A 20,666-nucleotide genomic window follows, 5' to 3' on the forward strand; every position below is an offset into this window, starting at 1 on the left:
TCATCTAGCGCACCACCATCGTCGAGAAGTAGCTGCCCCGATCGGGCACATCGTCGAGCGAGCAGTACACGCGCTCGCCCGGAAGCCCACAGTCCTCTACGAGCTCGGCACCGTCGAAGGCGCCCTCCTCGCGAAGGATGCGCTTCGTGTCCGCAAGCGAGCGGCGCGCCTTCATGACCACCTTCGCCCCCGGCCAGCCGATTGCGCGGCGCACGTCGTCGTAGCCGCCGGGCACGATGTGCAGAGGCGACGACATCTCGGGCGTGAGGTCGCGCTCGAGCGCCGCGGCGACCGCGCAGAAGCTCGGCACGCCGGGAATAGCGCGCGCCTCGAACCCGCGGGCGCGCACGTCGGGCGCTATGCGCTGGAATGTGGCGTAGATGCTCGGGTCCCCCAGGTTCAGCAGCGCGACGTCGCGGACAGCATCCAGGTGCGCGACAAGCTCGCGAACAAGCGAGGCATGCTCGGCCGCGCGGCGCTCGACGTCGCGCGTCATCGAGAATCGCACGGGGATCACCGTCTTGCCTGTAAGGTCGACGGCACCGCGTACGATGTCGAGCGCGACCATGGCCCCGTCCGCCGTCTGTGGTGCGGCGATGACCGGACACGATTCGATTGTGCGGACGGCCTTGATCGTGAGCAGCTCGGGGTCGCCAGGCCCCGTGCCCACCCCGTACAGCACGCCTTTACTCATACGTCGCCCCCAATTCCCCGATAACTGCATCGGCGCCCGACGTGCGGAAAAGCTCGCGGCGCTCGGCGTCGAACACGACCGCGGCGATGTCGCATCCGCCCGCCGCGCGGCGGCGCAACCTGTCCTCGATTGCCACAGCGAGCGAGGCGCGCGCAGCGTCCCCCACGCCGGCGGCCTCGATTACCTCAAGCGCCGCCGTGGTCGTGACCGACGACATGATATCGCGCACGGTCTTCGCGCCAGCGCCGGCCAAGGCCGCGTGGGCGGCCAGAATCTCCGCGCGGCAGTCGGCGGTACGCGAATGGGTGTCCATGATGCCGCCCGCAACCTTCACCAGCTTGCCGATGTGTCCCACAAGAAGGACATTGGTAAATCCCTCGCGAACGCAGCAATCAATCGCATCGCCCACGAAGTTGGAGATGAAGACCACCGGCGCACCGTTTAGGTGGAAATGCCCCGAGATGAACTGCCCGCCGTAGTTGCCGGGCGTGAGCACGACTCCGCGCCGCCCCATAGCCGCATGCTGCCGGATCTCGAGCTCGATGCTGTCGCGCAAGGCAGCAAGGCTGCGCGGCTCGACGATGCCCGTCGTGCCCAGGATGGAAATGCCGTCCTCTATCCCCAGGTGCGGGTTGAAGGTCTTTTCGGCAAGGGCAACACCCTCGGGTACCGAAATCGTCACAGCAATATTTCCAGAAAAGCCGTGCGCGGCACACACCTCGCGCACCGCCGAAGTGATCATCGCGCGCGGCGTCGCGTTGATGGCGGCCGCCCCCACCGGCTGCTCGAGCCCGGGCAACGTCACGCGCCCCACGCCCACGCCGCCATCGACGGAAACTTCCGATTCGCGCGCGGGCACGCCCTTGCTGCCCGCAGCGCCCGTGCCCGACCCCGCATGTTCCACGCGCGCGTACACGAGCACGCCGTCGGTCACATCTGCATCGTCGCCTGCGTCCTTTCGCACGGCGCACTGGGCGCACCCCTCGCCGATACATGCGTCGACCACGTCCGTCTCGACGGGCAGCCCGCCGGGGGTGACGATCGACACGCGGCCGACGGGCTTTCGTGACAAAAGCATCTCGCAGGCCGCCTTCGCCGCAAGCGCGGCGCAACTCCCCGTGGTGTAGCCGCAGCGCAGGCGGGTCGTCCCGGTATATATGTAGTGCTCGAAGGCCACGCTAGCTGCTCGCCTTCCGATACCCCGTGGCAAACGAAGGGTCGTAAAGCTTGCTGCGCTCGTACGACTCCGCTTGCGCGCCGTTGTGCGCAAGCCCACCGCGAACTCCGAGCACGCGGCCCACCACCACGAGCGCCGTGCGGTCGATGCCCTCTCGCGCGCCCGCATCAGCGAGCGTGCCCACTGTGCATCGCACCACGCGCTCCTCAGGCCAGGTCGCCTTGTACACGAGCGCCGCCGGCTCGTCGGAGCTGCGGCCCGCGGCCAAAAGCTCGGCGGAAAGCTCGGCGAGCATACCCGAGCTCAGGAAGATGACCATAGTCGAGCCGCTTTCCGCCATGGTGCGCATGCCCTCGCCCGCGGGCATGGGGGTGCGCCCGGAAAGCCGCGTGATCACGACCGACTGGCTGATTCCCGGCAGCGTGTATTCCTGGCGAAGCGCCGCCGCGGCACCGCAAAAGCTCGACACGCCGGGCACCACCTCGTAGACCACGCCGCGCGCGTCGAGCGCGTCCATCTGCTCCTGGATGGCGCCGTACAGGCACGGGTCGCCCGTGTGCAGGCGCACCACTTCCTCGCCCCGCGCATCCGCCGTGCACATCACGTCGAGCACTTCCTCCAAGGTCATGTGCGCGCTGTCGTAGACGACGCAGGATTCCTTGCACTCGGCGAGCAGCTCGGGGTTCACAAGGCTCCCCGCCCAAACGACCACGTCGGCCGCGCGTAGAAGACGCGCCCCGCGCAGCGTGATAAGGTCGGCGGCGCCCGAACCTGCGCCAACGATATGAATCATCCGAGCCTTCCCTTCCCGTTTCTCATCGCAACCGTTTACGCCGCCATTCGCGCAGCGGGCAAAACACGGCGCCTGCGGCAGCAATCGGCGCAAATACGCAGGCAGGAGGCGCAATGCCGCCCGCGCTGGCTTTGACACGTTCACAAGTGCCCACTATCATAGTAAAAGTTTCGGCAACGAGCATATGACAATCGGATAAAAGGAAATGACCGGCGCGGCGCCTGCACAGCCCGCGCTGGCTTGCGGAGGGAACCAGGTGGGAATCCTGGGCAAGGGACATTACTGTATAGGACGCGCGGGCGAACCGCCTCGCGCCCCAAGCCAGACTGCTTCGCCTTTTCCTCACGGCATCGCCGTGGCGTTAGCTCCTTGTGAACCCCGAGGGGTGCGCTTTTCTTTCGCTTGTGCCGACAAGCAACTGTCGCCGGGGGACCGGCAAACCGAGGAAAGGAAAAACCATGTCCGACCAGATGTCACGCCGCGGCTTCATGGGCGCCGCAGCAACCGGAGCCGTCGCGCTCGCCGGAGTCGCGCTCGCGGGCTGCTCCAACACCTCCGCGAGTTCCGAGAAATCTAGTGAAAAGGAGAAGGCCGCGAAGCCGGTCATCCTCGTCACGAGCTTCGGCACGAGCTACAACGACTCGCGCCACATCACCATCGGCGCCATCGAAGACGCTATCCGCGAGAAGTACTGGCAGGACTACGACATCCGCCGCGCCTTCACCGCGCAGATCATCATCGACAAGCTGAAGAAGCGCGACGGCATCACGATCGACAACATGACCGAGGCGCTTGACCGCTGCGTGGAAGACGGCGTGAAGGAAATCGTCGTGCAGCCGACGCATCTCATGGCTGGCCTGGAATACGCCGACGTGAAAGACGAGCTCGACAAGTACGCCGACAAGTTCGACAAGATCTCGCTCGGCGACCCGCTGCTCACCTCCGACGACGACTACAAAAAGGTGGCCGCAGCCATTAAGGAGAACATGGCGTCCTTCGACGACGGCGAGACGGCGCTGTGCCTCATGGGCCACGGCACCGAAGCCGATTCCAACGCCGACTATGCCAAGATGCAGGAAGTGTTCAAGAACGAGGGTTTGACGCAGTTCTTCGTCGGCACCGTCGAGGCTGAACCGACCTGCGAGGATGTTATCGCCGCCGCGAGCGCCGCAGGCTACAAGAAGGCCGTGCTCGCGCCGTTCATGGTGGTCGCGGGCGACCACGCGAACAACGACATGGCAGACGAGACCGACCCCGACAGCTGGGCTGCGAAGTTCGTGGCCGCCGGCTTCGAAGTGACGTGCCTGCTCCAGGGTCTGGGACAGAACGTCGCGGTCGACGACATCTACGTCTCGCACGTGGACGACGCCATCGCCAAGCTGTAAACTCGCCGCGCACGGGGGCGCCGGTCGCGTCCCCGTGCAACGGGCATGCGCCTTTACCCGACTGACGACGCATGCCCGTTGCATTCGCATCCCGACCGCCCACCGCACGGCACGGGCGGTCGAAGCGATTGAAAGGAACCCCCTCCATGTTGAAGAAAACCCTCGTCTTCGCCCTGTCGGCGGCGCTTTGCGCATTCTCGCTCGCCGGCTGCGCCGGAAATTCAATCGACAGCGCAAAGGCAAGCGATGCCGATTCCCAGGAAAAGACCGAACAGGCGGCCGATGCGCCCGCGGGCGCAAGCGCTGCCCCCATCACCGCCGACAAGGTGGCCGACGGCACCTATCCAATCACCGTAGATTCCAGCTCGAACATGTTCAGGATCGTGGACGCCCAGCTCATCGTGGAAAACGGCTCCATGCACTGCGTGATGACGCTTTCCGGCACGGGCTACGGCAAGCTCTTCATGGGCACGGGCGACGAGGCTGCCGCCGCGAGCGAGGCCGACTTCATCCCCTATGTGGAAAACGCGGAAGGCAAGTACACCTACGACGTGCCCGTTGATGCGCTCGACGAGGACACCGCCTGTGCCGCGTGGAGTATTAGAAAAGAGCAGTGGTACGACCGCACACTTGTGTTCGAATCCGCCGGCGTCGATCTGCGCGCCGACGCACTGAAGTAACGCCATGCGGTCGATTCTTCCCAAGGGGGAAAACAGGAAGCTCCACAGCATCGCGGCGCGCGCGATCGCCTGCGTTCTCGTCGCCCTGCTCGCGCTTCCCTTCGCGGGGTGCAGTGCGAGCCCGAACGCGACCGGTGGCACGGCGGGCTCTCAGGAATACACGGTGAGCGTCTCGCTTTCCGGCGGGTCAGGGCGCGCAAGCATCGCCTCACCCACCACAATTGTGAAGGATGGCGACACCTACACCGCGACCATCACCTGGTCGAGTTCGAACTACGACAAGATGACCGTCGACGGCGTGGACTACGCGCCCGTAAACGACGGCGGCAACTCCACGTTCGAGATACCCGTCACGCTCGACGAGGACATCGCCGTGTCGGCCGAGACCGTCGCCATGTCGACGCCGCACACCATCGACTACACGCTCCACTTCGACTCATCCACCATGAAGGAGAAATCGGGCGACGATGCAAGCGGCGGCTCCCCTGCGGGAACGGCTTCAAGCGCCGCGGCCGACTTCCACAACGCCGATTTGGGCTGCGGCTGGGAGCCGACGGGAGCGCTTCAGCTTGAATACGCCGAGCACTTCACTGTCGACGAGTTCGAAGGCGGCCTGCGGCTTATCTGCGTTTCGAACGGGGAGCGCTTCCTCGTGGTGCCGCAAGATGCGAAGGTACCTGATGGGTTAAGCTCCGACATCGCGGTCATAAGGCGCCCCGCCGACAAGGTGTACCTCGTGTCGTCGGCGACGATGTGCCTGGTCGACGCGCTCGATGCGAACGACAATATCTTAATGTCGGGCACGAAAGCCGACGATTGCTCGGTCGCGGGCTTCAAAAGCGCGCTCGGAAGTGGGGCGATCGCCTACGGCGGCAAGTACAGCGCGCCCGACTACGAGCGAATATCGGCCTCGGGCTGCACGCTCGCCATCGAGAACACCATGATCAACCACACGCCCGATGTGAAGGAAAAGCTGCAGAAGCTCGGGCTCGTCGTGCTCACCGAACAGTCGTCGAGCGAGCCCAAAGCACTCGGGCGCGTCGAGTGGATTAAGCTTTTCGGCGTCCTGTTCGACAAGGAAGACGAGGCCACGCACCTGTTCAACGAGCAGAAGGCCCGCGTCGAGCAAACGTCGGGGCTCGCGTCGTCAGGTAAAACCGTGGCGTATTTCTACATTAACTCGAACGGGGCCGCCGTCACGCGGCGGGCGGGCGACTACGTGGCGCAGATGATCGAGCTTGCAGGCGGCAGCTACGCGCTCGATGACGCGCAGACGGCGTCGACGTCAGGTTCGTCAGTAACGCTCGAAATGGAGCGCTTCTACGCGACAGCGAAGGATGCCGACATCATCGTCTACAACGGCACCATCGACGAATCGGTTGCCACCTTGAACGACTTCGTAGGCAAAAACGCGCTATTGTCGCAGTTCAAAGCCGTGAGGAACGGCAACGTCTGGGTCACAAGCGCCGACATGTACCAGCAGATGACTTCTACCGCCGACATTATCGACGAGCTGCACGGGGCGTTCACCGGCGATGACACGAGCGACTTCCATTATCTGAGGAAGCTCGGCTAGCACCATGAGAAGCCGACTTTCCATGGCATACGACGAATCGGGGCGCGCCGCGCGGTGTCGCGTCGTGACGGCGCTGCTCGCTGTTGCCCTCATCGTGCTCATCGGGACCAACCTGTGCATCGGGAGCGTGCTCGTGCCCGCAGACCACATCCCCGGCATCCTTTCGGGCGGCGCGGCCAATTCCATGGAAAGCCAGGTCATCTGGGAGATTCGACTGCCGCGCGTACTTTCAGCCGTGCTTCTCGGCGGGGCACTTTCGCTCTCCGGGTTCCTGCTGCAGACGTTTTTCAACAACCCCATCGCCGACCCGTTCATCTTGGGCGTCTCCTCGGGCGCAAAGTTCGTCGTCGCGCTTACGATGATCGTACTTCTGGGCGCAAACCAGGCCATGTCCTCGCCGGCCATGGTGGCCGCAGCGTTTCTGGGCTCGCTTATCACCATCGGTTTCGTGCTCCTCATTGCACGGCGCATAAGTTCCATGGCCATGCTCATCGTGGCGGGCGTCATGGTGGGATACATCTGCTCGGCGGCGACGAACTTCCTCATCGCCTTCGCCGACGACCAGTCCATCGTGAACCTGCACAACTGGTCTTTGGGTAGCTTCTCGGGTTCGAGCTGGGACGACGTCGCGGTCATCACGGTCGTGGTGATCACCGTAAGCGCATGCGTATTCGCGATATCGAAGCCCCTTTCCGCCTTCCAGCTGGGAGAAGCCTACGCGAAAAGCGTCGGCGTGAACGTCGCACGCTTCCGCGTGGCGCTCGTCCTTCTAGCGAGCATGCTCTCCGCCTGCGTGACCGCGTTCGCTGGTCCGGTGTCGTTCGTAGGCATTGCGGTTCCGCATCTCGTGAAGTCGGTGCTAAAGTCGTCGAAGCCCATCCGCGTGATTCCTGCGTGCTTCTTGGGAGGCGCCATCTTCTGCGCGGGCTGCGATTTGATCGCGCGCACACTGTTCTCTCCTGTCGAACTTTCCATCAGCGCTGTCACCGCCATCTTCGGCGCGCCGGTGGTTATCGCGCTCATGTTGAAGAAGCGGGTGAGGTAGATGGGGGAATTCGCGCCGCGGCCCAAAACGCTCGGAGGGGACATTCCATGCTTAGACAGTCCTGAGCTCGCACGAAAGCGCCAGAAGGCACTTTCGGCTCGTGCGGAACTGCGCGAGGAACGCCTCCTCCGAGCGGAGCCGAACCTCGAAACTCCGGTCGAAACGCAGGCTGACGGAGCGCCGCTTTTCCGCATAAGCGACCTGTCGGCGGGCTACGACAAGAAGGTCGTAGTCGAAGGCGTCGATCTGGAGGTTCGCCCGGGCGATGTCGTGGCGCTCATCGGGCCGAACGGCTCGGGCAAGTCGACCATCTTGAAAACCATCACACGCCATCTGGCACCGCTTGCCGGCGCGGTCGAGCTCGACGGGCGGGAGATTTCCCGATGGAAGACGGCGGAGTTCGCAAGGAACCTTGCCGTTATGCTGACAGATCGCCCCCGGACCGAGCTCCTCACCTGCCGCGATATCGTAGAGGCGGGAAGACATCCCTACACCGGGCGAATGGGCGCACTCTCGCCTAACGACCATAGTCGGGTCGACGAGGCCATGAAAACCGCACATATGGAAGAGCTCGCCGAGTGCGACTTCATGCAGATAAGCGACGGGCAACGCCAGCGCGTCATGCTCGCACGCGCCATCGCACAGGATCCGCGTGTGCTCGTGCTCGACGAGCCCACGTCGTATCTCGATATCCGCTACCAGATCGACCTGCTGCGAATACTTCGCCACCTTGCGAAATCGCGGAATGTGGCTGTCATCATGTCCATCCACGAACTCGAGCTCGCGCAGAAAAGCGCCGACAAGGTGATTTGCGTGAAGGACGGCCGGGTCTTCCGCGCCGGCGCACCCGAGGACATATTCACGCGCGAGACGATTGGCGAGCTCTACGGCCTTCAACATGGCACCTTCAACGAGCGCTTCGGCAGCGTGGAAATTGGACGCCCGCACGGCGATGCGCACACGTTCGTCATCGCCGGCGCAGGTACGGGGTCGGCTGTGTTTCGCCAGCTCATCCGGCAGGGCAAGGCGTTCTACGCGGGCGTTCTGCACGAAGGGGACATCGACTGCGAGCTTGCGCGCGACCTAGCGGCGGAATGCGTGGCCGAGCGCGCCTTCGAGCCGATCGGGGATAAAACCATAGCCCGCGCCAAAGAGCTCCTCGTCCACTGCGCGCGTCTTATCGTGTGCCCCGCCGCCTTCGGCACCATAAACGCCCGCAACGTAGAGCTCGTCGAGTTCGCACGATCGCATGGTATCGAGGTCATGCAAGCGTGCGAAGGCGCATCGGAGGATTCCCAATTGGAGTGGGAAGGATAAACTGGACTTTCTTTTAAGGATCCTCAGGCTACAGCTCCTACGCGGCGAGGTCTACAAGGCGCCGGAGAACTTCATGAACAGGAATTTCCACGCCGACGAGCCCAATTAGGCCTAATCCAAGCGAGATTCCAGACTCGACAGGCCATTGAGAGTCAGGTCGTTGGCGACCTCAGAGACGCGCTCAATAGGAACCGAGCCGTCAGACAGCGCCCACGTGCGATAGATACCGATAATGCCTGACAGCAAAAACGCCAGATAGTAGTCGAACATCTCATCCTTAAGGCCTTGGGGCAGCAGATTGCGCTCGGCAATCTCGTGCTCGAGAGGTGCACGAAGACGAGCCATAAAATCATCGAGCGGAATGTTCTCGATCAGCTGACGATTGAGCACCAGGTTGTTGCATAACGCCTCGTTAACGGTTTTAAAGAAGGTCGCCGCCGCTCCCAGGGCGCGCTCGTTGGTGTCACCGTCCATTGAAGCAAGCGTTTTCTCGACCGAGTCGACAATCATCTCCACCACATCGACGGCAATGGCATCGAGCAGGCCGTCGACCGTACCAAAGTGAACGTAAAAGGTCTTGCGGTCGACATTGGCCTCGCGCGCGATGGCACTCACCGTAATGTCTGCCAGCGGCTTTTCCATGAGCAGGCGCTCGAAAGCGGAAAGGATGGCATTGCGGCTGCGAACGATGCGGCGATCAATACGCGGTTTGCTGGTGGCCATGGGCGTGTCCCTTCGATATGCGGGCATTCATCAACAGATGAGAGATAATCTACGTAAGAGGATTATCCCCCATCCGGCACAAAAAAGCCCGGCAATATGAAGAACGCACGACTGCCCTACTGCGACTTAGGGTGCTTCTTCTTATTGAGTGCCGACGGAGATACGCGAATACCGTCGCCTGTCTGGCGCACATAGGCTTTATGAGCCGGCTTAGCGGTCCCAGAAGCCTTCTGAGCGTGCTTCTTGGGATCAACGGTAACAGCATTCGTGGGGTGCGGCTTAGTGGGCGCAGAGGGCGTCTGAGGCGTGCGGCCGAGTTTGCGCATCACGCGATCCCAGCGCGCATGGATGCTCTCGTTGTGGGCGCTCTTAAGGCCCAACAGGGGCGCAGCCAAAATGGTCGGCGCAATAAACGTAATGAGGCGCCACAGCAGATAGCCGGCGGTCGAAGCCGACCCAAAGAAATGACCCAAGAACAATGCAAAGCCGCCCTCAGCGCCACCAGTTCCACCGGGCAAGGGGACCGCAGAGCTCAACAGCTGGACAAAGGCGCTCGCGGCCATGACCGAGAAAAAGTCGACCTCGTGGTGGCCAAAGGCAAGCATCAGGAAATACGGCACGAGGTAGAAAAACGCGAGCTGCATCATGGTGATGACCACCGTGAGCAGCATGGACGAAAAGTGGCCGGCTGAAAGCTTGAACTTCTCGGAGAAAGAGTAGATTTCGCCGTCGACAAACGTACGCCAGCCCTCAATCTTGGTGGCCGAGACGCCCATTCGCTCGAGCCAATTGATAATGCAGTGCGCGACGCGCGTGACGGTCTTAGGCATGAGCGCGACGGCAAAGATGCCAAGCAGAATGCAGCAGTGACCGCCAAAGCTAAAGACGCACAGCAGCGTCATGTCGCCATAGCGCTCGGCGAAAAACGGCATTCGGGCAAGCAGCAGAATGGCGCCCCAGGCAACGAGGCCAAACTGATACACGATAAAGCGCGTGAACTGCGTGGCACCGGCCTCGCCGACATTTTGGCCTGCCTTGGTCAGGCGGTAAATCTGGGCGGGCGTAGAGCCCATCATCATGGGCGTCAGGTTGCCAAAGAAGATACCGCTCGCCTCGACCGAGATCAGGTCGCGAATGCCGACGGGCGAATAAGGGTCGAGCCAAACGGCGATCGCATAGGCCACAATGCCAAAGAACAGATACATGAACATGCAAAGACACGCGATAACGAGCCATGGCGCCTGGACGCTCGACATAGCGGCCCAGAACTGCCCCATCTGCCCGGTTACCACCAGATAGACGATATAACCCACCAGCACGACGCCGATAAAGATGGCGCCGCGGCGTGCGCTCTTATTGTCATCTCCGCCCGAGGCCTCAACCTCGACCTGGGGCTTAGACGTATGCTGAGAGGACTCCGTCATGAGACTCCTTCTAACAGTCAAAATATCTTGGTTATTGTACCCGTAAGGGCCATAGGCAGAACGCAAAGCTCTGGTTCAAACGGGAATTGCAGACGGTTGTTTGAAAATAAAAAACCCGGCCTTCCATGGGAAGACCGGGTATCAGATGCGTGGTAGCCCGTACCAGATTCGAACTGGTGATCTCCGCCTTGAGAGGGCGGCGTCCTAAACCGCTAGACGAACGGGCCACATGACATCTGCACTGCCGTGCTGCGAGGACATATATTACGGGACAAAAAACATCAGCGCAAGAAGAAATTCCAAATTGCCGAAAAAATTGTCGGCAGGTTATGGAACGCGCAGGTAAACTGGGTAGCTAATTCAAGTTGAGATGGACCAAAAGAGCTTCGCGCTCGTTGGAAATGTTGTCTTCGATCACGGCGTCGAGGGCGGAGTTGAGTAGCTGGCCTAGCTCGGGCCCCGGCTTCACACCGGCGCGGATCAGGTCGCCGCCGTTAATGGCGAGCATCTTGAGCGTATAGGGCTCCCCCGCCTTCAGCAGCTCGTGCGCCATCGCGCGCATCTCCTCAATCGTCTCGACGTAATAGAAGCACGACGGGGCCTTACCAAGTGTGTCAGCACGCTTAAGATCCATGAGCTCGTCCATCAGACGCGGCGTGTCGACGCCCTCGCCCGAAAGCGCGCGCATCATATTGAGCAGGCAGGAGCGCTCGGGGCGCAGCGGCTTGTCATGGTATTTGATGAGCAGGCACACATCGCGCACCAAATCGTGCGAGAGCGCCAGGCGATCCATAATGACGCGCGCCTTCTTGGCGCCGAGCTCGGGATGACCGTAGAAGTGGCCGCTGCCGGCGTGATCGACCGTAAAGCAATCGGGCTTGGAGACGTCATGCAAAAACGCTGCCCACATTAAGCTCGGCGAAGGCGCCACGCCATCGCACAGCGCCAGCTCCCCTGCCACCGTCAGCACGCGGGCGATATGTTCGTAGACGTTAAACGCATGATAGACACTGCGCTGGTCAAACCCACGAGCCGGCGCAAGCTCGGGCACGGCGGCGCAGATGAGCTCGGGGTAGCGCAGCATCGCGTCTCCCCCGTGGCCGGTCGATAGAATGCCCTCGAGCTCAATACCCACGCGCTCGCGCGCCACGGCATCGAGCAGCGGCGCGCACTCGGCAAGGGCACACTTGGTCTCGGGCTCAATCACAAAGTCCAGGCGGCAGGCAAAACGCACCGCACGCAACATGCGCAGGGCATCCTCGTTAAAGCGGCGCTTGGGATCTCCGACGGCACGAATCAGCTTGCGGTCTAGGTCGCCCTGGCCATCGTAGCGGTCGACAAGGCCGCGCTCGGGATGCCACGCCATGGCATTGACGGTAAAGTCGCGGCGCGCCAGATCGTCCTCAAGCGAAGCGGCGCGCTCCACACTCTGAGGATGACGACCGTCGGTATAGAAGCCGTCCAGGCGATAGGTGGTGACCTCAATGCGCTCGCCATCGCAAATAGCCGTAATGCCGCCAAATTTAATGCCCGACTCAACTACCGCAATGCCGGCGGCCTCGAGCGCCGCTTTTGACTCCTGCCACAGGCCGCTGCAGCACATGTCGACATCGTGGCTGGGACGCCCCATCAGGGCATCACGTACCCAACCGCCTACGTACCAAGCCTCAAGACCGGCCGCCTCAAGCGCACGCAGGACACGGATGGAGGCATCGGTCGGCTGCGTACCGTTGAGCGAAACATTGCACATGCCTATGGCCTCCTACGACTATCAAATTGGCTATCGATTGCATCTGCAAGAAGTCTAGCAAGAAACAGCCTCTACTGCACACGCAAGTCCGATAAACAAAAACGCATCCGTCCTGGTCTAAGACGGATGCGAATTAATCGAACTATTCAGGCAAGGTGCCGGAACTAGCGGACCTGACGAACATCGATGTTCTTCTTGTATTCGTCCACCTTGGCAAAATCGCCCAGGCCCGCGCACTCGACCACATTGGCACCGGTAGCCATCGAGAGGCGCAGGGCGTCTTCGACGCGCTCGGGGGCGTCGTGCCACACGGACAAGAAGGCAGCGAGCGAAGAATCGCCGGCGCAGACGGTCGACAGCACCTTGACCTCAAAGGTACGGTTGGCAAACCAGATGTGCTCGCCGTTGGAGAAGTACGCGCCGTCGCCACCCAGGGTCAGCAGTACGTTCTTAGCGCCCTTGGCGTGAAGCTCGGCCATAGCAGCCTTGACGGACTCGTCATCGCCACCGCTCACCTTAATGCCAAAGATGTCGAGCAGCTCGTCATCGTTGGGCTTAATGAGCAACGGCTCCATGGCGATGAGGTCGACCAGCTGATGGCTCGAGATATCGAGCACGAACTCGGCGCCTTTCGCCTTCACGCGACGCAGGACCTCTGCCAGGAAGCCCTCGGAAGTGTTGGGGGGCAGCGATCCGCTAATGACCAGGCAGGTCATGTCGTCAAGCGAATCGATGAGCTCAAACATCTCCTGCTCGTTGGCAGCATTGATGGCGGCACCAGCATTGACCATGTTGTACTCGGTATCGGGACCGGCGTTGAGGAACACGTTGACACGCGTGATGCCGTCAGTCCACACGGGCTTGACGGGCACGCCAAGGGCCTCGGCGCCCTTAACGATAAACTCACCCGAGAAGCCGGCGAAAAAGCCCAAGATCGTCGTGTCGACACCGTAGTGATCAAGGGTGAACGAGACGTTGAGGCCCTTGCCGTTGGGCGTATAGACCGCGTCGTGCGTGCGGGTGACGGTGTTGGCGGAAAGACCGTCGCAGGCGATGTTGTAGTCAATAGCGGGATTTGCGGTGAGCGTGTAAATCATGAATGTTCCTTTCACGAAGCAACGTGTTAATGAAAGTATATTCCACGCTTCGGCAAAAGGCTACAACAACTCGGCGAACGGTGTGGAAGCGATGAAGTACGGCGGGACACCTCTCCCCCGTGGCGGAACAAAAAGGCGCCCCAGCCGAAACCGGGGCACCACATGCGCACGAATATGTCGCGTTTCGATTACTGACGATCGAGCTTGCGGACAGCAACGCGCTTGCTGTACTCGTCGACGTGACCGAAGTCGCCGATGCCGACGGACTCGGCAACGTTGGCGCCGGTGGCCATAGCGAGCTTCATGGCCTCCTCGACGTTGTCGCGATTCCTGTACCACTTGTGCAGGAACGCAGCGAGGGTGCAGTCGCCGGCGCAGACGGAAGAGACCAGCTTGATGTTGAACTCACGCTTGGCGTACCAGATGTCCTCGCCGTTGGAGAAGTAGGCGTCTCCGCGGCTACCACGGGTGAGCAGCACGTTCTGAACGCCGGCCTCGTGAGCCAGCTTCATGGCAACGCGGACCTCGTCGTCGGTGTCGACCGGCACACCGAAGATGGCCTTCATCTCGTGATGGTTCGGCTTAATGAGCAGCGGCTTCTTGTGAGCGAGCTCCTTGAGCTTGTCAGAGGACAGATCCAGGACGACGTCAGCGCCACGGGCCTGAGCGTGCTCCATGACCTGAGCCAGGAAGTCGGGCGTAGCTTTGGGAGGCACGGAGCCGGAGACGATCAGGCACTCAAGATCGCCCGCGGTGTCCAAGATGTTGTAGAGCTCCTCCTGGTGCTGCGGCGTAATCGGAGCGCCGGGGTTCAGGATGCCGTACTCATGCTGGCCATCGTTGACGTAGGTGTTGATGCGCGTGATACCGTCGGTCCAGACCGGGCGGCACAGGCAGCCCAGGTTCATGACCTCCTCAACGATAAACTTGCCCGTAAAGCCAGCGAAGAAGCCGAGCGCGACGGTGTCGACGCCCATCTTCTTAAAGGCGAAGGACACGTCGAGGCCCTTGCCGTTAGCCGTGTAGCTGGCCGAGCCGGTGCGGACGTTCTCGTCGGGCTCGAGCGGAGAGCTCGAAACCGTCATGTCGACAGCCGGGTTAGCGGTTAGCGTGTAGAACATTTACAGTACCCCCTGTATATGTGAGGGCCGCGTGGCCGGCCCATTCCAACCACGCGGTTACCTCTGATACCAAATTAGCGAGCTGCGGACTCGAGCAGTGCCTTGACCTCGGCGGCGGTGTTGCAGGCGAGCGCCTTCTCGGCGAGCTCGTCGCACTCGGCCTTGGTCCACTGGCTGATGGTCTTGCGGGCGCGCAGGATGGACGGAGCGCTCATCGAGAACTCCTCCAGGCCCCAGCTGATCAGCAGCGGCTCGAGCAACGGATCGGCAGCGGCCTCGCCGCACATACCGACCATGATGCCGGCCTTCACGCCGCTCTCGATGATGTTCTTGAGCGAGCGGAGCACGGCGGGATAGTACACCTGGTACAGGTTGGAGATGGTGTCGTTGCCACGGTCGGCGCACATGGTGTAGCCGATGAGGTCGTTGGTGCCGATGGAGAAGAAGTCGGCGACCTCGGCCAGACGGTCTGCGAGCAGCGAAGCGGCAGGCGTCTCGACCATAATGCCGACCTCGATGTTCTCGTTGAACTTGCGACCCTCTTCGGTCAGCTCGGCCTTGCACTGCTCGACGAGCTCCTTGACAGCCAAGACCTCCTCGACGCAGGTGACGAGCGGGATCATGATCTTGACGTCGCCAAAGGCGCTGGCGCGCAGAAGAGCGCGGAGCTGAACCTTGTACTGGTCGGGATTGGCCAGGCAGTAACGCACGGCGCGGAAGCCCATGAAGGGGTTATCTTCCTTGACCATGTGCAGATACGGAATCTCCTTGTCGCCGCCCACATCGAGCGTGCGGATGATAACCGGAGCACCCTTGAGCGCGCTGGCGACCTTACGGTAGGCGTTGAACTGCTCCTCCTCGGAAGGAAGCTCAGCAGAGTCCATGAACAGGAACTCGGAGCGGAACAGACCGATGGCCTCGGCGTCGTGATCGAGCGCGTTGGGCACGTCATCGGGGTTACCGATGTTGCAGGCGATGATCTTCTTGATGCCATCGGCAGTCACGGACGGCTTGCCACGGAAGGCCTCGAGGGCTGCCTTCTCGGCAGCGAAGGCCTCGGCCTTGGCGGTGTAGGCAGCGAGCGTCTCCTCGTCGGGATCGGCCTCGACGATACCCTTGCCACCGTCGACGACAACGGTCATGCCGTTGCGCAGCGCGGTGCAGCTGTTGGAAACCGAAAGGACAGCCGGGATCTCGAGGGCGCGCGCGATGATCGCGGAGTGCGACGTGCGGCCACCGGTCTCGGTGACGATACCGGCAACGTGGGCCTTATCAATCGTGGCGGTCATGGACGGCGTGAGGTCGTGCACGACAACGACGGTGTTCTCGGGCAAGACGGAGAGGTCGACGACCTCCTTGCCCAACAGCTCGGCCAGAATACCGGTGCGGATGTCGGCGATGTCGGCCGCGCGCAGACGGAACATCTCGTCGTCCATGGACAGGAACATGTTCTCGAACATGGTCGAGGTGTCCATGAGCGCCTGCTCGGCGCAGGTGCCGCCGTCAATGGCGGCGTTGATGGCGTCGGTCATGCCCGGGTCCTGAGCCAGGACAATGTGTCCGCTCATGATCTCGGCCTCGGCTTCGCCCACCGTCTCCTTCATGTGGTCGGCCTGAGCCTGGGTCTTCTCGCAGAAGACCGAAAGAGCGGTCTGATAGCGCTCCTTCTCTGCTGCCGAATCAGCAACCTCGTGCGGCTCAAACGTCAAGTCGGGATCGACGGCGACCATGACGGTGCCGATGCCGATGCCCTCGGAAGCGTTGACTCCCTGATACATTCCCATTCCTCTCTCCGTGTCATGTGATAAAGCGTTTTGCCATATCCATGACAAAAGAGCGCAGCTACCTTACAACAGGTCACTGCGCCCCCAAATATGAACTTAGTTGTTCAACATGCGACCCGTTTGAGTTCTACTCGCCAAGACCGCTCTTGATGAGCTCGATGGCAGCAGCCAGAGCCTCGGCCTCGTCAGCGCCGTCGCACTTGACCTCGACCTCGGTGCCGCAGGGGATACCGGCAGCCATGAGGGCCATCGGGGACTTGCCGTTGACCTCCTTCTCGGGGGTGACGACCGTCACGTCACAGGCATACTTGCCCATGGTGGAGGCGAACAGACCAGCCGGACGCATGTGCAGACCCTGAGGATTAACGAGGGTAGCCTTCTCAGAAACCATAATTGACTCCTTTTTGTGTTTAACCCCTGTCGTGTATGCGGCAGGAGTCAGATTCACGACGTTGTTTATATTAACTCACATCAAACGGATTTTCATTGTGTTTCGCACGAATTATTGGACGGATGTCGTTGGTTGCCGTTTGCTCGCCCACAGAGGGCCGGGAGCGGCCTGTGAGATTTCCTGCTCTACAGTCCTGCTCGCACGAAGAGCACATTAAGTGCTCTTCGGCTCGTGCGGAACTCGCGATAAATCTCACAGGCCGCTCCCGGCCCTCTGTGGGCGAGCAAGCTGCGGAAACTTGGTCGGTCCAGAGTAATATCGTGCGAACGGAATTCTGGCTGAATCTCTGTTCGTACGGGAGATCATATTGAGGGGGGTTATCTATGCCCTTCTGCGGACTGAGGAGTGTCCCGAACTGCCGGCAGGAAAGGAACACCCCCCCAACTGCCGGGTGGCTTGAAAAAAGGCGGGGACTCCTAGTGGAGTCTCCGCCTTATATACAAGGGGCGATGTTACTCGCGAGTTGCGGGATTAGACCAGGCGGGCGTTGATCGTCTTGGCGATCTCGGCGGCGTCGGTGGAACCCTTGACGGTGGCACGGAAGTCCTCGTCCATGAGCGCCTCGGCGACCTTGGACAGGATCTTGAGGTGCGTAGTGCCGGCCTGGGCACCGGGAATGAGCAGAGCGATGGCCACGTTGACGGGAGCGCCGTCCATGGTGTCCCAACCGGTCACGCCAGATTCGTCCTTGACGACGATGACGGCAGCCTCGGTAATGGCGTCGGACTTGGCATGCGGGATGGCGAAGCCCTCCATCATGCCCGTGGTGCCCTCGGCCTCGCGGGCCAGGAAGGCGTTCATCACGGCGTCGGCGTCACTGGCGATACCGGCCTTGACAGCCTGGTTGGAAACGAAGCTCAGAGCCTCGTCACGAGAAGCGAAGTCCTCGGCGACAAAGACATTCTCGACCTTCACGAAGTCGGCAGCCTCGGCCTTGGGGGCCTCGACAGCAGCGGGCTTGGGAGCCTCGACCGCCTTAGAGGGAGCAGCAGGAGCGGCCTTCTGATTCTTCTCGAAGTCGTACTTCTTGAAGGCCACGAACAGGATGCCACCGACCACAGCGCCGATGAGGATCGCGAGGACCCACAGCGGACCGTTCTCGACAACGGGCAGGACCAGGAAGCCACCGTGAGGCACCGGATCGTGGACGTTGAACATAATGGTCAGGATCGAAGCGATAGAGGAACCGAGCATCATGATGGGCATGACGGGCCAGATGTTCTTGGTCATGAACGGAATGGCGCCCTCGGTGATGTGGGTGCAACCAAGGATGAGGTTGACGATACCGGCGTCGTGATCCTCCTGGCTGAAGTACTTCTTGCCGACAACGACGGCGAAGGTGGTGATCAGCGGCGGAACGATGCAAGCGGCGGAGACGGCAGCCATGAAGTTGGTGCCGAAGTTGTAGGTATCGGTGCCAACACCAGCAGCCAGGGCCTCGGTGAGCATAGCGGTACCGGTGACATAAGCAGCCTTGTTGACCGGGCCACCCATGTCAAAGGCGCACATGCAGCCGATGGCAAGACCCAGGACAACGGCGCCAGAGGCGGACAGGCCCTTGAGGAAGTCCATCATGGCGGTGTTGATGGCAGCCATGGGGCCGGAAATGCCGAGCATGACCAGGCCGACGATAGCCGTCGAGAACAGCGGATACAGGAAGATAGCCTTGAGGCCGTCCAGGTTCTTGGGCAGACCGGCAAAGACCTTCTCGAGCAGCAGGATGACATAACCGGCGAGGAAGCCGCCCACGATGCCGCCCAGGAAGCCGAATCCCACGCCGGCACCACCGGCGTCGATCATGCCGGTCTCGGCATTAACAGGCAGGCCCTGGATGGCGATCATACCGGCAACAAAGCCGGGGACGAGCGCCGGGCGCTTGCCGATGGATTCGGCGATGTAGGCGGAAAGCACCGGAACCATGAGGTTCATGGCGATGCCGCCGATGATCTTGAGCATCGCAGCAAAGCTGTTGTAGTCAGACGCCGTCGAATCGAAGGACGTAATGCCCCACAGGAACGAAACGGCAGTCAGGACACCACCGGCAACGACGAAGACCAGCATATGGCTGACGCCGTTCATAAGGTGCTTGTAGATGACGTGACCGATGGACTCCTTCTCCTCGGCCTCGTCCTCGACATCGGCAGCGGCTGCAACCGTGTTGTCGCCCTTGGCGGCGAGCGCGCGGTCAATCAGCTTACCGGCGGCCTCAACGGACAGGGCCTTGGAAACACCAACGGAAACCATGGGCTTGCCGGCGAAACGCTCAGCCTGGACATCCTTATCGGCTGCGACGACGACGGCCTTGGCACCAGCGATCTCGCTCTTGGTGAGCTCGTTCTCGACACCGACCTGGCCATGGGTCTCGACCTTAATGGTCAGACCGCGCTCGGCAGCTGCCTTCTCTAGCGCCTCCTTCGCCATGAAGGTGTGCGCGATACCGGTCGGGCAACCGGTGGCGGCGATGATGTCAAACTTAGCCATGTGTCCCTCCTTTTTAAGTTTTGCGCCCGCAGGCGCTCCCCTACACACGCGTCCTTGCGCGCTTTTCCACAACTGAAAGATACCAACCTACCGTCCACGTGAGAAGAGACAAGGTGCAATTCTCCGGTGAAAGGTTCTTTCATAACCGTAAACGGTAGGTGAAAGTTTACCATCAACATTTGAAACGGCAAGGTGTATCTTGTAATTGAAAATGCCCTTATACTATGGCATTGCAAATCAAATTAGATTTTCATGCCAACCAGGAGCCATCCATGACCGATAGTAGCAAGAGCGCACTTTCCCTCATTAGTACCCATCAGGGATACAGCGAGTCCGAGCAGCGCATTGTCGACTATATATTGGAGCACCAGTCCGAGGCGCCGCGCCTCACGGCCGCTCAGCTCTCACGCGCCGCCGCCACGTCCGAGGCGACCGTTTCGCGCTTCTGCCGCAAGCTTGGCTTTGGCAGCTTTCGCAGCTTTCAGTTTTCGTTGGCGAGGGATTTGGAAAGCCAGCGCAACGAGGGCCTGACTGACGAGGTCTCGCTCGACAATATGGAGCAGAGCCTCAAGAACATCCTGGCTGCCAAGGTGAGCGAGCTTAATGCGACCATCGACGGGATCGACCACGATACGCTGGCGGCTGTTGTGCATGCCCTTAAGCATGCAGGGGTTATTGAGTTTGCGGCTGTGGGCAATACCAACGCGGTCGCGCTCGATGCGACGTTTAAGTTTTCGCAGCTGGGCCTGCGCTGCATGGCGAGCACCATTAGCGAGACATCAATTGGCTTTGCGCTCACGTTACGCCCAGGTGACGTCATCGTGCTAATCTCAAACTCCGGCAAATCGCGCCGACTGAATCGCATGGCAAAAGCGGCTCGCAACTGCGGCGCAACCGTAGTCGTCATCAGCAGCGACAGCAAATCCCCGCTCGCGCGCCTGGCAGACTACATTTTTAATACCGTCAACCACGAAGCGCTGCTGACGACGGGCGACTTTGCGTTCTCTAAGATCAGCGCCACGATGATCATCGAAGTCATCTACAACTTCCTGCTGCCCGAGATTGAAGACGCTCGCGAACATATCAGCTACTACGAGGAGCTCATCCAGCCGGATAAGGTCGTTGAGTAAAACGCGTAGTGGGACAAAAATTTCAGTCTAGTTTGTCC

The 20,666-nt window shown here is 61.2% G+C and carries 17 protein-coding genes and 1 tRNA gene; 6 read left to right on the plus strand and 12 right to left on the minus strand.

Translation table 11 applies throughout. The features are described 5' to 3' along the window. Nucleotides 1-4 precede the first annotated feature (4 nt). Genes cobI through cobM form a run of 3 tightly spaced genes read right to left on the minus strand, consistent with a single transcriptional unit; the run spans nt 5 to nt 2,664 of the window. The gene (cobI, locus tag DWV32_RS03600) at nt 5-694 is read right to left on the minus strand and encodes a precorrin-2 C(20)-methyltransferase (RefSeq protein WP_117757225.1); all 690 of its coding nucleotides are present in this window, start codon (nt 692-694) and stop codon (nt 5-7) included. Beyond that, entirely contained in the window at nt 687-1,871 is a 1,185-nt protein-coding gene (cbiD, locus tag DWV32_RS03605) for a cobalt-precorrin-5B (C(1))-methyltransferase CbiD (RefSeq protein WP_222847436.1), read from the minus strand. Before cbiD ends, cobI begins: the two co-directional genes overlap by 8 nt. 1 nt (nt 1,872) lies before the next feature. Beyond that, the gene (cobM, locus tag DWV32_RS03610; RefSeq protein ID WP_117757226.1) at nt 1,873-2,664 is read right to left on the minus strand and encodes a precorrin-4 C(11)-methyltransferase; all 792 of its coding nucleotides are present in this window, start codon (nt 2,662-2,664) and stop codon (nt 1,873-1,875) included. A gap of 458 nt (nt 2,665-3,122) precedes the next feature. On the opposite strand from cobM, the gene DWV32_RS03615 reads away from it, so the two are divergent. From DWV32_RS03615 to DWV32_RS03635, 5 genes are all read left to right on the plus strand, one after another. Further along, nucleotides 3,123-4,049, plus strand: coding sequence for a sirohydrochlorin cobaltochelatase (locus tag DWV32_RS03615; protein ID WP_117583469.1), 927 nt, complete (start codon nt 3,123-3,125; stop codon nt 4,047-4,049). A 146-nt stretch (nt 4,050-4,195) separates the two neighbouring features. After that, nucleotides 4,196-4,729: a hypothetical protein gene (locus DWV32_RS03620; RefSeq protein ID WP_117716075.1), complete on the plus strand. Its 534-nt coding sequence runs from the start codon at nt 4,196-4,198 to the stop codon at nt 4,727-4,729. 4 nt (nt 4,730-4,733) lie between these two features. Then, nucleotides 4,734-6,305 (plus strand): ABC transporter substrate-binding protein, encoded by a 1,572-nt coding sequence (locus DWV32_RS03625; protein WP_147346208.1) that lies wholly within the window; start codon nt 4,734-4,736, stop codon nt 6,303-6,305. A gap of 22 nt (nt 6,306-6,327) precedes the next feature. After that, entirely contained in the window at nt 6,328-7,350 is a 1,023-nt protein-coding gene (locus tag DWV32_RS03630) for an iron ABC transporter permease (RefSeq protein WP_117757228.1), read from the plus strand. Then, the gene (locus DWV32_RS03635; protein WP_117757229.1) at nt 7,351-8,667 is read left to right on the plus strand and encodes an ABC transporter ATP-binding protein; all 1,317 of its coding nucleotides are present in this window, start codon (nt 7,351-7,353) and stop codon (nt 8,665-8,667) included. 111 nt (nt 8,668-8,778) lie between these two features. Here the strand turns inward: DWV32_RS03635 and DWV32_RS03640 are convergent, their stop codons facing one another. From DWV32_RS03640 to DWV32_RS03680, 9 genes are all read right to left on the minus strand, one after another. Then, the gene (locus DWV32_RS03640) at nt 8,779-9,390 is read right to left on the minus strand and encodes a TetR/AcrR family transcriptional regulator (protein ID WP_158551920.1); all 612 of its coding nucleotides are present in this window, start codon (nt 9,388-9,390) and stop codon (nt 8,779-8,781) included. A 116-nt stretch (nt 9,391-9,506) separates the two neighbouring features. Continuing rightward, nucleotides 9,507-10,814 (minus strand): lysylphosphatidylglycerol synthase transmembrane domain-containing protein, encoded by a 1,308-nt coding sequence (locus DWV32_RS03645; RefSeq protein ID WP_117757230.1) that lies wholly within the window; start codon nt 10,812-10,814, stop codon nt 9,507-9,509. Nucleotides 10,815-10,964: 150 nt separating this feature from the next. Then, nucleotides 10,965-11,041, minus strand: a tRNA-Glu gene (locus tag DWV32_RS03650). 128 nt (nt 11,042-11,169) lie between these two features. Next, nucleotides 11,170-12,564, minus strand: a complete 1,395-nt coding sequence (locus DWV32_RS03655) for a CCA tRNA nucleotidyltransferase (protein ID WP_117757231.1) — start codon at nt 12,562-12,564, stop codon at nt 11,170-11,172. A 164-nt stretch (nt 12,565-12,728) separates the two neighbouring features. Next, the gene (locus tag DWV32_RS03660; RefSeq protein ID WP_117757232.1) at nt 12,729-13,661 is read right to left on the minus strand and encodes a 1-phosphofructokinase family hexose kinase; all 933 of its coding nucleotides are present in this window, start codon (nt 13,659-13,661) and stop codon (nt 12,729-12,731) included. Nucleotides 13,662-13,849: 188 nt separating this feature from the next. Further along, nucleotides 13,850-14,782 carry a 1-phosphofructokinase family hexose kinase gene (locus tag DWV32_RS03665; RefSeq protein ID WP_117757233.1) on the minus strand — a complete coding sequence of 311 codons (933 nt, stop codon included), beginning with the start codon at nt 14,780-14,782 and terminating at the stop codon, nt 13,850-13,852. Between the two features lie 74 nt (nt 14,783-14,856). Continuing rightward, on the minus strand, nt 14,857-16,560 hold the full coding sequence (gene ptsP, locus DWV32_RS03670; RefSeq protein ID WP_117757234.1) for a phosphoenolpyruvate--protein phosphotransferase: 1,704 nt from the start codon (nt 16,558-16,560) through the stop codon (nt 14,857-14,859). A gap of 133 nt (nt 16,561-16,693) precedes the next feature. After that, nucleotides 16,694-16,957 carry an HPr family phosphocarrier protein gene (locus DWV32_RS03675; RefSeq protein ID WP_022094575.1) on the minus strand — a complete coding sequence of 88 codons (264 nt, stop codon included), beginning with the start codon at nt 16,955-16,957 and terminating at the stop codon, nt 16,694-16,696. A gap of 531 nt (nt 16,958-17,488) precedes the next feature. Next, nucleotides 17,489-19,498, minus strand: coding sequence for a fructose-specific PTS transporter subunit EIIC (locus tag DWV32_RS03680; protein ID WP_117757235.1), 2,010 nt, complete (start codon nt 19,496-19,498; stop codon nt 17,489-17,491). Between the two features lie 272 nt (nt 19,499-19,770). On the opposite strand from DWV32_RS03680, the gene DWV32_RS03685 reads away from it, so the two are divergent. Then, the gene (locus DWV32_RS03685; RefSeq protein WP_233540391.1) at nt 19,771-20,628 is read left to right on the plus strand and encodes a MurR/RpiR family transcriptional regulator; all 858 of its coding nucleotides are present in this window, start codon (nt 19,771-19,773) and stop codon (nt 20,626-20,628) included. The last annotated feature ends 38 nt before the right edge of the window (nt 20,629-20,666 follow it).

This window comes from Collinsella sp. AF04-24 (assembly GCF_003465685.1).
In the GTDB taxonomy this organism is placed as follows: Bacteria; Actinomycetota; Coriobacteriia; order Coriobacteriales; family Coriobacteriaceae; genus Collinsella; species Collinsella aerofaciens_AP.

Excerpts from the sequence above, each read along its gene's own strand:
- cobI (WP_117757225.1), bottom strand. The coding sequence starts at position 694 with ATGAGTAAAGGCGTGCTGTACGGGGTGGGCACGGGGCCTGGCGACCCC.
- cobM (WP_117757226.1), bottom strand. The coding sequence starts at position 2,664 with ATGATTCATATCGTTGGCGCAGGTTCGGGCGCCGCCGACCTTATCACG.
- DWV32_RS03615 (WP_117583469.1), top strand. The coding sequence starts at position 3,123 with ATGTCCGACCAGATGTCACGCCGCGGCTTCATGGGCGCCGCAGCAACC.
- DWV32_RS03620 (WP_117716075.1), top strand. The coding sequence starts at position 4,196 with ATGTTGAAGAAAACCCTCGTCTTCGCCCTGTCGGCGGCGCTTTGCGCA.
- DWV32_RS03625 (WP_147346208.1), top strand. The coding sequence starts at position 4,734 with ATGCGGTCGATTCTTCCCAAGGGGGAAAACAGGAAGCTCCACAGCATC.
- DWV32_RS03630 (WP_117757228.1), top strand. The coding sequence starts at position 6,328 with ATGGCATACGACGAATCGGGGCGCGCCGCGCGGTGTCGCGTCGTGACG.
- DWV32_RS03635 (WP_117757229.1), top strand. The coding sequence starts at position 7,351 with ATGGGGGAATTCGCGCCGCGGCCCAAAACGCTCGGAGGGGACATTCCA.
- DWV32_RS03640 (WP_158551920.1), bottom strand. The coding sequence starts at position 9,390 with ATGGCCACCAGCAAACCGCGTATTGATCGCCGCATCGTTCGCAGCCGC.
- DWV32_RS03645 (WP_117757230.1), bottom strand. The coding sequence starts at position 10,814 with ATGACGGAGTCCTCTCAGCATACGTCTAAGCCCCAGGTCGAGGTTGAG.
- DWV32_RS03655 (WP_117757231.1), bottom strand. The coding sequence starts at position 12,564 with ATGTGCAATGTTTCGCTCAACGGTACGCAGCCGACCGATGCCTCCATC.
- DWV32_RS03660 (WP_117757232.1), bottom strand. The coding sequence starts at position 13,661 with ATGATTTACACGCTCACCGCAAATCCCGCTATTGACTACAACATCGCC.
- DWV32_RS03665 (WP_117757233.1), bottom strand. The coding sequence starts at position 14,782 with ATGTTCTACACGCTAACCGCTAACCCGGCTGTCGACATGACGGTTTCG.
- ptsP (WP_117757234.1), bottom strand. The coding sequence starts at position 16,560 with ATGTATCAGGGAGTCAACGCTTCCGAGGGCATCGGCATCGGCACCGTC.
- DWV32_RS03675 (WP_022094575.1), bottom strand. The coding sequence starts at position 16,957 with ATGGTTTCTGAGAAGGCTACCCTCGTTAATCCTCAGGGTCTGCACATG.
- DWV32_RS03680 (WP_117757235.1), bottom strand. The coding sequence starts at position 19,498 with ATGGCTAAGTTTGACATCATCGCCGCCACCGGTTGCCCGACCGGTATC.
- DWV32_RS03685 (WP_233540391.1), top strand. The coding sequence starts at position 19,771 with ATGACCGATAGTAGCAAGAGCGCACTTTCCCTCATTAGTACCCATCAG.